The organism is Peptoniphilus sp. HCN-40583, assembly GCF_037892835.1.
In the GTDB taxonomy this organism is placed as follows: domain Bacteria; phylum Bacillota; class Clostridia; order Tissierellales; family Peptoniphilaceae; genus Aedoeadaptatus; species Aedoeadaptatus rachelemmaiella.
This window is the reverse complement of the sequence record NZ_JBBKBU010000004.1, coordinates 56,646-70,677: the sequence shown is the minus strand read 5'-3', so window position 1 is coordinate 70,677 and position 14,032 is coordinate 56,646. Positions and strand designations below refer to the sequence as shown.

12 protein-coding genes and 1 pseudogene are annotated in these 14,032 nt (G+C 35.9%); all 13 read right to left on the bottom strand.

Annotated elements, in window-relative coordinates; translation table 11 throughout:
• A complete protein-coding gene (locus tag WKT05_RS02520) occupies positions 1-732 on the bottom strand; it encodes a hypothetical protein (protein WP_340412767.1) in 732 nt (243 codons plus the stop codon).
• A complete protein-coding gene (locus tag WKT05_RS02515; protein ID WP_159082044.1) occupies positions 722-1,627 on the bottom strand; it encodes a hypothetical protein in 906 nt (301 codons plus the stop codon). The genes WKT05_RS02520 and WKT05_RS02515 overlap by 11 nt, the downstream gene beginning before the upstream one ends.
• Entirely contained in the window at positions 1,611-1,859 is a 249-nt protein-coding gene (locus WKT05_RS02510; RefSeq protein WP_108831244.1) for a hypothetical protein, read from the bottom strand. Before WKT05_RS02510 ends, WKT05_RS02515 begins: the two co-directional genes overlap by 17 nt.
• Positions 1,860-1,869: 10 nt before the next feature.
• On the bottom strand, positions 1,870-5,742 hold the full coding sequence (locus WKT05_RS02505) for a CD1108 family mobile element protein (protein WP_340412766.1): 3,873 nt from the start codon (positions 5,740-5,742) through the stop codon (positions 1,870-1,872).
• A 16-nt stretch (positions 5,743-5,758) separates the two neighbouring features.
• Positions 5,759-8,227, bottom strand: coding sequence for a VirB4-like conjugal transfer ATPase, CD1110 family (locus tag WKT05_RS02500; protein WP_445323175.1), 2,469 nt, complete (start codon positions 8,225-8,227; stop codon positions 5,759-5,761).
• 7 nt (positions 8,228-8,234) lie between these two features.
• Complete coding sequence (locus tag WKT05_RS02495) at positions 8,235-8,597, bottom strand: PrgI family protein (RefSeq protein WP_108831242.1); 363 nt, start codon at positions 8,595-8,597, stop codon at positions 8,235-8,237.
• Between the two features lie 15 nt (positions 8,598-8,612).
• A complete protein-coding gene (locus WKT05_RS02490; RefSeq protein WP_068455200.1) occupies positions 8,613-9,473 on the bottom strand; it encodes a VirB6/TrbL-like conjugal transfer protein, CD1112 family in 861 nt (286 codons plus the stop codon).
• A gap of 42 nt (positions 9,474-9,515) precedes the next feature.
• A complete protein-coding gene (locus WKT05_RS02485) occupies positions 9,516-9,593 on the bottom strand; it encodes a Maff2 family mobile element protein (RefSeq protein ID WP_445323176.1) in 78 nt (25 codons plus the stop codon).
• A gap of 6 nt (positions 9,594-9,599) precedes the next feature.
• Complete coding sequence (locus WKT05_RS02480; RefSeq protein ID WP_340412765.1) at positions 9,600-11,246, bottom strand: recombinase family protein; 1,647 nt, start codon at positions 11,244-11,246, stop codon at positions 9,600-9,602.
• A gap of 3 nt (positions 11,247-11,249) precedes the next feature.
• A complete protein-coding gene (locus WKT05_RS02475; protein ID WP_340412764.1) occupies positions 11,250-11,483 on the bottom strand; it encodes a hypothetical protein in 234 nt (77 codons plus the stop codon).
• Between the two features lie 153 nt (positions 11,484-11,636).
• Entirely contained in the window at positions 11,637-12,338 is a 702-nt protein-coding gene (locus WKT05_RS02470) for a replisome organizer (RefSeq protein ID WP_340412763.1), read from the bottom strand.
• 86 nt (positions 12,339-12,424) lie between these two features.
• Entirely contained in the window at positions 12,425-13,420 is a 996-nt protein-coding gene (locus WKT05_RS02465; protein ID WP_340412762.1) for an ORF6N domain-containing protein, read from the bottom strand.
• A 272-nt stretch (positions 13,421-13,692) separates the two neighbouring features.
• Positions 13,693-14,032: pseudogene (locus WKT05_RS02460) on the bottom strand (phage replisome organizer N-terminal domain-containing protein); the annotation flags it as partial.

The following is a 14,032-nucleotide window of genomic DNA, read 5'->3' as shown; positions in this document are numbered from 1 at the left end:
TTATTCTTCGTCGTCATCGTCAAATTCGTCTTCTGCTTCTATAAACTCGTCTTCCATGTCCTCCGCAAGTATATCGCCTTCATCTTCTAAGCCTTCTTCATTTGCTTCTTTCTTTTTCTTTAAATACTTTAAGACTAAAGCTACTGCAACTCCGCCTAGAATAATGGGTAACATTAGCATTCGCTGAATTTGTTTTTTCTTCTCTTTTTCAAGCCTCTTTTCTTCCTGGAGCTTTTCTCTATTTTCTTCTCGAAGCTTCCTACTTTCTTGCTGGAACTCTTCTCTTTCTTTTTCTCTCTCACGAGTTTCTTCCGTCAAGTTCTTGGTCATACTTGCGAGTTCTTGTTCGTCTGTCGTACCCAGTAATACTACATCTTCACTGTATTCGTCGTAATTTACTAATAGCTTTAAAGTCGTACCATTCGCCGTCGTAAAGGGAATTAAATCAAACTTATTACCTCTGGAGTTAAAGTCGTTCCCTTTCTGATCGACATTCATGATGATTCGACCTCTCGACTCATGAATATCATTTTTCTTCGAAGGATCAAAAGGTACAATCTTTTTATTCTGTTCCTGACTATCTTGATACTGAGGCGTATCTGAGCTAACGATTGTTTCTTCTTTTACGTCAGTCCCATATTCATTTATATTTGATTTTCCTGTAGCAAAGGCTTGTGAAGAAATGCTTAAAAAACACAAAGCCATTGCCACTATTTTTAGCTTATTCTTCATCTTGATCCTCTCTTTCGTCTTCATCATCTTCATCAAAGAGGCTCTGATCGATTTCATATAACTCTGTATCATCATTTTCGTCATAATCTGCCTCGTAGTCCTCGTAAAATTCATCGTCATCATCATCGTCAAGTTCATCGTCGTCAAACTCTTCATGTGTTTTCTTTTGATCTTTAAATCGTTTTGCGACGATAACACCGACAACGACTAAAATCATCAAGAAGATTGTTCCACCATTTCCTTTTTTCTCAGGTACTTCTTCTTTGTTTTGTTTTTGATCTTCAAGACGTTGTCGTTCAAGTTCTTCTTGCCGACGTTTTTCTTCTTCTTCACGTTCTTTTTCCTGTTGATCTAAATCTTCACCACTCATTACCTTCAAGCGGTCTTCGGAAAGTTCACTGAATAGTTCCGAGTCAATAATCTCTCCTGTGTCAGGATTTCTAGTTGTCACGAGATAGTATAGCTTCCCATTTTCAGCTCGGAATTTTATAAATTGCTGTACATCAGGCTTCTTTTCTTCCGGCTTTGCCATTGTCGGCGTAGTAGCTTTTTCAGGCACTGTTTCCGATTCCGTTTTTTGTTTAGGCTCAACTACAGCTTTTGGAGCAGACGGAGCAGTTTGTACCGTTGACTTTTGTGCCGGTGACGTTGGTGTAACTGCTTTTTTAGGAATTGGATTTCGTCTTGCTGCCGGTTTTGCTGCCTGTGTTTTTTTCGGCTGAGACGGCTGTTTTTTAGACTCCGGCTTTAACTTACTTTCTATATATCGATTCTGTGACGGATTGTTGTATAACTTTAATTTGTTGGCTATCTCCTGATTGCTCGCATAAATAGGCTGTGCAATTAGTAACATACCTAAACAAAGGATAAGCCCTTTTTTAATGTGCGATTTCATCTTCTCCTCCTTCTTCTTTGTCAGGAACTTCCTCGGAAGATTCCATCATATTTAATAAAGGAACTAAATCTTTAAGATCTAGTTCCTTTTCAACAAATATTTCTTCTACTTCTTTACCAAGATCAGCATAGTAATCTTCGTTTAGAACATCTAACTCTTTCTGCATATCTGCGATTTTCGATTCGAGTTTTTGAATCTTTGTTTTCTTTTTTATAACTTTTTCTATCGTCATTTTTTCTCCTTTACGGTAAATAACTTCCGAATCCAACAAGTTTACTTCTCCAGTAACTCGTATTAATGTTCGCTATAATGACACCTCTACTGGAACTGGCGTGTATCATTTTTCCATTTCCAATGTAGACTCCGACGTGTGATATCGGTTTACTCGTATTATAGGTTTTGTGGAAGAACACTATATCGCCAGGCTTTGCCTGATCTGCAGAAACCTTTCTTGCACCGTTGTACAAAGATACGGTTTCTCTCGGAATATTAATACCTTTTTGCTTATAGACGTAATGTACAAAGCCACTACAGTCAAAGCCTCGTGGACTTGTACCGCCCCAAACATAAGGAACGCCACTATAGCGTTGTGCTTCTTTTAATAGTGATGTTCGCCGTTCACTAACATTTCCTCCCGGCTTATAACCTTTTGGAAGTATCGCTACACGCACTTTGCGTCGTCCCCAATTGTAGGCTTCTTTTTTAGTTTCAAACAGCAAGTCAAGGCGTTTACCTTTAATGGCTCCACCTGTATCTTCTGCACGACAAACACCGTAGCCTTCTACCCATAAAACGGTTCCTAGCGGAATCACTTTCGGGTCAACAGCTACCACGCCTCGTACAAGTTTTGTCCCCATGGCAGTTCCATTGTAACCGCCATTTTCTCTAGGGTCAGGTGTGTAGGCAGTTGCAATAAAATAATCGCCTAAAGGTTTGGCTTCGCTTGGCATTGCGCCACCTTGACCCCAACCTCCGGAAGAGAAATCTATACTGCCTATGCTTGGACGTGGATTGTACATCTTGTACTGGACTCGTCCGCCTTCTGACCATAAATGAAAATACGGATTTAGTATTTGATTTTGGTCATTAATAATTTGAATAGATAGCTTACCTGACGCAGTACCGATTTGATCTCCGATTTTAACCTTACCGGTTTTGGTCGGACTAACTCCTCGATACTTAATCTTCCAACCTGTGTCATCAGTTAAAGTTAGACCACCGCTGCTCGAAGATACTGCACCGTCATTTACAGCTACTACCTTTTCACCGCCGGCATTAATATCCAACCAGTTATAAAGAGTAACCTTATTGTTTATAACGTTCCAACCGAACATTCTTGATATCTTGCCCTTCCAATCACTTTCTATTGGAGATTCGAAGAGCATGAAGTTACCTTTAGATTCCATATAAATATCGAATTTTTCAAGGTCTGTTACTTTGTCTGAGTCTCCTGAACTTCCAGAAATCTCCGGAGTAGAAGGTGGTGGTGTCGGCGGATTAGGCTTGGGTTTTGGCTTGCGCCTTCCATTGCCTTGAATAAAAGGTAGCGGATTGACAGGTTTGCCATTGACATGTACTTCGTAATGTAAATGAGGACCTGAACCGATACCGCTCCTACCTGTACGAGCAATAACTTCTCCACGTTGAACACTTGAGCCTACCGCCTTGGGCGCTCGACCGTTTAAATGTTGATATAACGTTCTCAGACCACCTCCATGGTCAACAACAATATACCAACCACGGAAGCGATTGAATTTATTCGTTATAACCCTTCCTGATTCTGAAGCGTAGACAGGCGTACCAACAGACGCACTAAAATCCACTCCTCTGTGAAATGTACTAGCTCCAGGTACAGGCGCTTTACGTGGACCAAAAGGCGAGGTAACTCTTATATGCTTTAAAGGCTGTGCAAATTGACCATTGCCATAATCTCCCATTTCGCCAGTTGCCCCTGAATAATCTCCTCCACCTAATCGAGAGCGAAGCACCGTTTCTAAGTCATTAGTATAAAGTGTCGCTTCTAAAATCTTATATAGGTAAGGGCTTCCATTCCGTCGGTAGCGTACTTCCGTGCGTTTAACAACTTTGTATTGATACTGTTCCTTGAATATACTCTCTAATTCTCCGGTAACATCTTTCAACTTGAAATCTTCAAATTTTACCGTTAAATATGCAATAAGCAAATGTGGATCGTGACCTATAGCGTCATCTACAACGTGATACTCATCAAAGCCAGGATAAACTTTCTCGATGTTTTGAAGCTCCCATTGTAGCTTTGCTTCTTTTTTCATGTAGTATTTGTCTGCTTCCGTAACATCGATAAAATCTGCAAGATAAGACGTGTTACCTAAATAGGTAATACCTACTAAAGATGATGATACACAAGAAAAAAGCACAAAAATAAGCAGCACGATGATGAGTGCCAGTGCTAAATATTTAGCACCTTCTTTTTCCCCGACCCTTTTAATCGCTTGACCGGGATTTTTCATCGCATTGCTTATTCTTTCTCTTAATGATTGAGCATTTGACGAAGCCCCTTTTGATTCTAAGTAGGATTCTCTTGCTTTTTTCTTATTCCTAGCTTTTTGATATGCCTTGTTAATCTTTTGGGTAGCTTTTCTCGTTTTAACGGCAGTCTTAGCTGCCTTGTTGCCAGTTTCAACTGCAAGATTCTGATCTGCATTTAGCTGATCTACCCGTCTAGTTGCTTCATCTTCAATGTTAAACTTGTGTTCTTTAACTTTATGAATCATTGATGATTCATCATTTTTTAATCGTGACGCATACTGCTTTCTTTTTTTAGCAGCTTTTAATGCCATTGCAGACATACCGACGCTTCGTGCTACGGTGTCAGCACCGGCGTTTTTATCTTTGTTTAATCTTGCAATTCGATCGGAAACACTTTCGAGTTTTTGATCGAGTTTTAAATGTTCAGCATTGACCTTTTCTTCGTCATCAAAGAACATTTTGTCCGAGAATCGTTTTTCTTTTTTTAAATCAGACTCTTTTTCTTGTTCATTACGATATTTTGAAGAATAGGCTTTTTTAATTAGCTTCTTCTTTTTCGCAGCACTATTTGAGTTTTCGGGTTCAGAGTTAAAGAGAAGGGATTCTTTAATATCCTTGTTTGTATATTCTTTTTCCGAATCCGCTCTTGCGTCTTCTCGCTCGTCTAAATCGCCATAATGTTGAACACTCGAATCCCTGAAGTCGGCATCATATCGATCAATAATACCGTCACCGTCGAGATCCATTTCATCTGTCATCTTAAACTTTTGAGCTTGAGCCGAAGAATTTTGTCTTTCCGCCTCCACTTTATTGTCAGCCACATCTGTCTGATATCTTTGATAAACAGTGTTCGCCTGTTTTTTCCTAAGCTTTTCTTTTTTTGGATCTTTAACACTATTACGATGTTGCCGTACAGAAGATCGATCAGCATCATAAAAATTTTGATCGGCGTAAGACTTAGGCTGACTACCGGTAGATGGCTCTTTCTCTTTTGATGAAAAATTCTCGTTAGAGGTTTTTCTTTTATTCAGCTTCTCGTATTTCTCTTTTCTTTCCGTTAAATCGACTACACGATTAGCGGGCTTGTCTACGAGTTCACGCTGAATAGCAGCAGAAAGAGGCGATTGAGTCGGAATAAACTTTTGATTTTCCAGTTCTTGAAGATAATCTTGACGACGTCGTTCTTCTTCAATTCGGCGTTCGTCAATTTTTCTGTTTTCTTCTAATCGCCGTTCTTCGTCTCGCCTTCTTTGTTCTAGCTCTTTAGCATATTCCTCTCTTTCACGCTCCCTACGCTCTTTTCTCATGAGGTTTTTTCTATAATTTAACCTCTTTTGCTGTTCATAGGAAGCCGTTAATTGAGCATTTATAGCTTTATCAGTCTTTCTAAAGTCTTGCTTAACGCTTTCTTGTTTCTTTATATTTTCTTGCTGATTGGTAAAGGCTCGATAGTCTTTGAAAGATGAAGCATGAAAAGATTCGTGCTTGGCATTGTAATCGTCTCTAGTTCTGTTCAGAGATTGGCTATAATTCTCCTTACTCTTTTGTACCTTGGAAGAATCGATAGGCTGTTGGCTAGGCTTATTTTTATAATTGTTTCTTTTCAAAACTTCACCTTCCTATCTAATACATTTTCTCTCCCGGTTTCGTTGTCATGAGTTTGTAGAGTTTCGTTTCCTTCGGGAACTTATCTATAAATGGCACAATAACATTGCCAAAGTATAATAAGCCCTCTCCTTCACCTGAATTGGTGATATAAGACAGTTGATCTTGTGAAATACCGAGACGATGAGCTAAGATTTCACGGTCGCCAGAAGCTTGGTTTAACATTAAAACAAAGTCTGAGTTTTCGATGATGTTTTCAATCTCTTGACTTAGTAGTAAGTCCTTAACGTTTTGTGTGATACCAGTTGGGATTCCTCCCCACTTTCTAAACCGCTTCCAGATTTCCACCGAATATTCCGCAGTTTGCTTTTCTTTTAGCAGCAAGTGGAACTCGTCAATGTAAAAACAGGTCTTTTTAAAGTTGTCTCTGTTAATGGACACTCGATTCCAAACTTGGTCTTGAATAATCAGCATACCTAGCTTCTTCAGTGCATTACCCAAGTTTTTAATGTCGTAGCAAATGACTCGATTGTTAGCGTCTACATTTGTACGATTGTTGAAAACTCGAAGGGAACCTGTTACATAAATTTCAAGAGAGGTCGCTAATCGCTCAGCTTCTATATCCTTTTGTCTCTTTAATTCATTGTATAGGTCTTCCAGGATCGGAATATTTTCAGGAATAGGATTTTCTAAATATTTCCGATAGATCGCTCTTGTACATCGGTCGATAATGGTAATTTCTGTCGGCTGTAAACCTTGCGTACCACCTGTGATCAGTTCGAATAGGGATAGAATAAACGACGCTTTAAACATGATTGGGTCGTCGCCGTCGGCGTAGTTAATATTAATATCCAAAGGATTAATATGATGTTTGGAGTTTGGTGATATTTCAACAACTTCACCACCTAGCGCCTTTACCAATGGCGAATATTCCGCTTCAGGGTCACAAATAATAATGTCATTATCTGTGATGAAGAAAGCATTCGTCATTTCCCGCTTGGCCGAGAAAGATTTACCGGCACCAGGAGTACCTAGAATCAGTCCATTAGGGTTTTTTAGTGTACCCCTATCTACCATAATCATATTGTTGGATATGGCGTTTAAACCGTAATAGAGGGCTTTCCCGCCCATAAATAACTCTTGGGTTGTAAAGGGTACAAAAATAGCTGCACAAGACGTTGTGAGCTTTCTTTCAAAGTCTATTTGATTTACCCCAATCGGTAACGCAGACATAAGTCCTTGTTCCTGTTGATAGTCCATACGTTTTAAACTACAGTTGTATTTTTGAACGATACCATTTAATTGGAAAATGATATTTTCAAGCTTCTTTCTATTTTTAGCAAAGGTCGTAATCTGGAAGCTTACAATAAAATGACGCTCGTTTCGCCCTTGGAGTTCTTCCAACAAATTCTTCGCTTCTTCAGAAAAGCTCGCAAGGTCTGAGGGGATAATATCCATATCGTAACCTGAGCGAACGGCTTTCTTTTGTTCCTCAATCTTCGTTCTATCCAGGTCGGTAATTGTCCGCTTAACTTCTTTAATTGCTTCTTGTTGATCCATTGATCGAATATGAATATTCACCAATAGATCGTCTTCGATGTCTAAAATTTCAGCAAGCATTTTATCCGACAGTTCAGGAGCGTCAATTCTTAAAAAGCTACTTGCACCATACATCTGCCCCATTTTAAATATTCGTGGATTTTGAAAATTAAACGATGAGGGAGATATATAGTCCTTCGTCGTCATGCTTCCGGTTCTTACATTATGCCAATCAAACGTCGTCCGTTCTCTGTCGCTTCCCTGATTTAAAATATCATGAAGTTGTTCGACACGTTGTTTCCCGGTTAAACATTCAGCCTGTACGCCTAGTGTTTTAAAATTATTGCGAATATCTGTTTCTATTCGTTCAAGTCTTGGAATAGCTTCTTTTAAATTTTTAGCTTTAATGGTAAAAGTAATAAACTTTCGTTTAATCAAACCATTGTTGCCTTTTGCCAATTGATTACGAAGCATTCTACTATATTCCATTCGAATATCATTGAACGGGTCATTCTGCTTTTGTATGCGAATATTGTGCATGAGCCTGTCAGCAAAACCTGTTAAATTTAAAAAAGTCAGTTGGAAATCAATCGTCGAGTCGAAGTAGTTTAAAAACTTACAATAGTCGTCGAAAATCTTTCTTTGATCTTCAGGCTTTGCTAATCGGTAGTTAATGTCAGTAAACTCAATACATTTGTTATAGCGTCCTTCGTCAAGCTTCATAATACCGTCTTGAAAGATCTTGTCGTAAGGTAAGCTATCTTGCGTCGTGTAGACTTCGTTGTCCTCTTTCTTAACGAGTAATTGCAATAAGTTTTGTAAAACTTGAGGAGTCTTTGATTCCGACTTTTTGGCTTTTGTGTTGCCAAAGTCTTCTTTATTTTTCTTCGCTGCGTCGATGTTTGATTTTAGACGCTGTTCTTGCTTTTTTTGGAAATTTTGATTCAAGATGATCTCACCTCTTTTTCTTCTTTTTTGTTTTTCCTTTTATTTTTGTCGTAACTTCTCGCTTACTTTGAGTCAGCGTCTTATAGCGTCGTATGCCAGGTCTAAAATATTTCTGTCGGCACACAATGTAGAGATATTTCTCTAGAGTCATGCCGTCTTTTTTAAAAATACCGGCAACAAAAAAAGGACTTGCAATAATAAACATTAAAATTGAACGCACGTCACTTGGTAAAAAATGACGTGTAAACCAGTAAGCGGGAATTGCAAAAGCCGCTCCTATCGAAAAACAAATCAATTGTCTTTTTGTTAGGTTAAATGCGACTTTAGATTCATACTTTGACAGGTCTCTCGGTACATTTACATAAGCCATTGCTTCCTCCTTTCTTTACGCTGCAGAGACAATCGAACTTGCTGCCGATTTTGTTCTAAAGAGTACAATCACGGCAAGTAAGCTTGCTGCTAGGAACGAGAACATAAATGTCCATGGATTGCCATTTTTTGCTACTGTTAGAGACTGCACGAATACCGACCATGCTCCTAGAGTGATGATAATAAATAAACCTTGCAAGCCTAATGCGACCGCTGATTTGATATAAGAGTCTCCAATATGTCCATATCGGCTCGATGTTAGAGTCGCAAAGGGTAATGCACCTACAGAAATAATAAAGTACATCTCAATAATACGTCCTACACAAATGACCCAAATAACAATGCCTAATGCCCAGACAATCATCTGCATAGCATTAAGTTGCGTGGTAAAAAACATTAGGTCTACTATGCTCATCTTTTCTATACTTGCTTTCATAGCTTCTTGCCCTACCTGGAATTGTTGAATACTAATTCCTGAGGCTGAGCGTATGACAGACTGCATAACATCAAATATTGCCATTGAAAATTCAAAAGCATGACTAACTAAATAAATGGATATCGATGTTTTAAAAATCCATTTAAAAAATATAAAGGTTTCAAAATCATTAAAATTGTTCCTGTCGATAACTAGATGAATTATTTCATAGATCGCAATAAAGGTAATAATTAAGACGGCGATTGGTATAACCGCCGTCTCATTAATGTTTTTTGCTAAATTGTACAAGTCTGAATTATATGCTTGTGGAGTTTGTGATACGACATCGCCTGCTTTCGTCATTTGGTCGTTCATCATCTTCTGCATATTTTCAAAGACCTTCATACAGTTATCGATCATAGGTTGCTTTAAACCGTTAAGGAACTTCTCCGCTAACTGCATAAGCACCTCCTCGATAAAAGGCTATTATTAGCTTGTTTTGTCTTAAAATAAACCCGATAATAGGGGAATTAGTTTCGTTCCAACTAAAACAACGCCACCACCAGCCATTAACTGCTTTATGCCTAATTAGAGATTGTAAAATACTTGTAGTGTGTCTGTATTTCCTATGAAATTGTAGTAAATATCAATTGTTTGGGTGATTTCTCCATTCACTACTTCTTTTTCGTGAACATAGATTTTTGAGATGAGTTCATTTAAGGTTTCTTTGTCCAGCTTCTTTATATCCCTATGCTTTTTTATGAGTTCAATCCATTTTTTGACATTAATATCTTCAAGATCTTCTTTAACAATCAATTTTTGATTATCTTCTATTCTTTGGTTTAGATAATCTTGTTCTTTTTGTGATTTTTCAAGAATTTTTTGGAAGTTACTTTCACTTATCTTATTATCTAGCCAATCATCATATAGTCTTTCAATCTTTTTAGTTAAGTCTTCTACTCTTATCTGATCTTCGTAAATCTTATCTATAATGAATTTTTGTTCTTCTTCATTATCAATTTCTCGTGATTTTTCAAGTGCTTTTATGATTTCGTTTTCGTCTTTCAATGCTATTTCTGCATTTTTTCTAATATCTTTAAGCACTATCTCATAAAGAGTATCGTAATAAATTCTATGTTGACTACATAATGACTTTCCATATCTTCTATAAGTGTTACAAGTGAGTAACTTTTCTCTTTTTTTCGATTTGTTTCTTCCAAGATTTAAAGATTTTCCACAATCGGGACATTTCACAATGCCTGCAAATATACTTTCTTCTCCATTTTTAAATGGTCTTCTCCTGCTCTTTAATTTTTCATTTGCTATATTATAAATATCTTCAGAAATAATTGGTTCGTGTGTATTTTCTACTATTATCCATTCCTCTTTAGGTTTATCGGATAACCAACCTACTTTGAATTTATAATTAACTTTTTGACTAGCAATATGACCAATATAAACTGGGTTTTCAATAATTTCTTTTAGGGTTGTGCAGTCCCACCAATACTCTCCACCATCTACGGTCATTTCTAACTTAGTTTTTTTATTTCTAAGTCCTTTTTTTCTATTCCACCAGGTAGGTGTAGGTATTTTTTCTTCAAAAAGTCTTCTTCTAATTGCTTGTACTCCATAGCCACTAAAAGCAAGATCAAAAATTTTTTCAACAATCCATGAAGTTTCATCATCGATTACTAATTTATGTGGATCATCATTATCTTTCCTATATCCTATTGGAGCAAGACAACCAATAAATTTTCCTTGCCTTGCTCTTGTCATATAGGCAGATTTCATCTTTTTAGAAACATCTCTTGAATAAAACTCGTTTAAAACATTTTTAAAAGGAACTATTTCATTGTTTTCTTGAAAAGTATCTACTCCATCATTTAAAGCTATATATCTGACATTGTTCTTTGGGAAGAAATTTTCTGTATAGTATCCAGTCTGCAAATAGTTTCTTCCAAGCCTTGATAAGTCCTTAGTGATGACTATATCCACTCTTTTATTTTCAATATCTTTAATTAGTCTTTGAAATGACGGTCTATTTGTATTTAATCCAGTATATCCATCATCAATATATACATCGTAAATACTCCAACCTTTCGATTTTACATAGTTTTCTAAAAGCTCCTTTTGGTTTTGTATGCTGGCACTCTCTCCTTTCTGCTCATCATCTTTAGATAGTCTGCAATAAATTGCAGCTTTGAATGAAAAGTGATTTGAATTTGTTTGTATCATTTCCTATTCCTCCTTATTTGAGTTTTCGGAAATAACACAACTTTCTCTAAAACTATTTTTATTATAGCACTCTTTTCTATTACTATCAATATTATATTTGTTATACTCAATTTCACTGTTCTTACTTAATTTGCTTGATTTGCTTGATTTTTTTATTAGTCTTAGAAAAGCTTCTGTATCTGTTCTTCTATTATCATAATTTCTTTTTACAATGTATTTTGTTTGTCTTTTTGTCATAGCTTATCCTTTCATGCAATAAAAAAAGGCGATTAGATTTTTAATTTTCTAATCGCCTTTTAAGTGTCATATTTACATTTTTATTATCTCTGGCATACTTTTATACCTTCTTAGACTTAAAGTCTTTAATAATACCTTTCCACCTCTTTTTATCTATAAAGATTCTCCTACATCATAGTTCATTTTTTTATTTCCCCCTTGATGTCTTAGTTTGTCTTTATCTTCTTCATACCAATTAAGGATTGTGACATAATGGTCTTTATAGGTCTTGCCACTGCTTTTCATGTATCTTGATAGTTTATTTATCATTATTTCTGTGTGTGAGTTTAGTTTTTCTTTAAGGTTCTTATATTCTTCTTTGCTTAGCCTTACATTTTTGAATTCTCCATAAAAGATGGGGGTGGACTGTTCTTCTCTCCCCTTATCTATACTAACCTTATCTAATCTACCCTTACCTATACTGGGTTGACCACTTGACAACCTTTGGTCAACCAAATGACAACCAATTTTTTCTTCTGAAATATATGCTCCATTTTCCGTTTGATAAAGCTGCTGTTTCTGATCGATATACATTGTTGGCTTATATCTGTCTTTTCTAATAAAATTATTTATCTTCCAATGAGTAATGACAATAATTCCTTGATCAAATACTATTACAAACCCTTTGGCTATGAGTATTTTCAGATCATCTTCATTAGCTCCGATAATTTTAATGATTTTCTTAGGATTATTTACAAAACCATCATCATCTGCCCTCATTGATAAATGAAAATATAGGCATTGACTACTTAGTGGCATATCCAAAAATAAGTCGCTATCTACTATCTTTAGTGAAAACATTCTTTTATCTGCCATGCTCTCCTACCTTTCTTTAAATAAAAAAGACGATAGTTTTTACTTCTACCGCCTTGCGTATTGCTATGATTTAACATAATTATATATTAAATTTTTAAGTCTTTATTATTTAACATCTTACTAAACATATCATGATACATATCTTTAGAAGATTCTTCTATCTTGGTAATACTTGATATTTTATTTCCTGCATCCTTTGACGATGCTCCGCAAAGATAAAAGGCTTCATTTTCTGTTCCACAGTCTATTGCTATATATCTATCGTGATATTTTTTACCTGCTATCTTCAGTTTCAGGTCTATATTAGGATAGTCTTTTCTAAAATCATCTAAGATATTTTTTGTAAGCATATCCTTGTTTTTAACATTATCACTAAAGACTATGATCTGAGCCTTATCTCTTGCAGCTCTTAAAAGTTCTAATGTTTTAAGCCCTATATAGTTATCTATAACATAAATACTTTTCTTTGCTGATTTATATATTTTGGTATAGGCAACATCAGCTTCTATCTTATCTCCATTCATCAAGAGGAAATGTTTATATGTCTCTGGGTCTATAAAATTGTCCATTACCTTTTTCAAATCTTCTTTAGTAGCTAATGTGTTAATCTTGCCATCTATCCTTGCAATATCATTTGTGTTTTGATTTGTTTGAATTGCTATTTGAACTAATTCCTTTGAGCTGATAAAATCTTGATTTTCAATGATGAAGTCTTTCATCTGCTTAAACATTCGTATTAAAGCCTTGCTCTGTTTAACGGCAAGTTCTCCCCTTAATACAGTCATAAGCATATAAATACCCTGCTCTGTAAAAGCATAAGGTAGTTTTCTACGACCACCCCAACTTGATGTCGATTTTTTCGATATCAAGTTTTCAAACTCTGATTTCGTCAACTGAAACATAAAATCATCATCAAATTTCTCCGAATTATTTTTTACTTGTTCGTTAAATCTTGTCGTTGTATACCCATAGATTTCAGCCAACTCAAAATCAAGCATAACCTTTTGATTTCGTATATAGTAAATCTTACTTTTAATTGTAGTTTCATCTATAACTACAATTTCCTTATTTTGCTCTGCCATAAAATTCACCTCCTATATATTTTGGGGGCTACAACTTGTAGCCATTTTCTCTTTATTTCATTTAGCTTACAGCTCTTAAGCCAATTATCCATCATATTTTCAAAGTCGATTTCTATAATTATACCAAAAATGTTAAATCTTTTCTATCTCTCCCTCTCTCTCTTTATCTATATCTATATCTTTCTCTATCTCTATCTCTTGTCGGACATTGGTTGGACTCATCAAGGACAATGTCCTCTGTTTATTTTGTCTGTATCTTCTTTTTTTCTCTGCCCAGGCTGTTTCTGATCCGATTAGGTTTGGTATTTCAGTTAAATAGTATTCATCATTTTCTGTTACAACTTCTAGTAAGCCTTGATTGATTAAATAATTAACTGTGACCATTACATCATCGTCTGTTTCATCTATGGTTAGTGCTAACTCTTTTATAAAATCACTTTCTACTCCGTCATAATAGAGTTTGCCCTCATCTTTTAGACTTAGTAATAAAAGTTTGAGGTAGATTATCGTGTAGGTATCTCCTCCCGATATTCTTCTTAATCTTTTTATCCTTTTGTCTGTGAAAAATTCTTCTTTCAATTTTATCCAATAATATCTTTTGTTTGTTGCCAT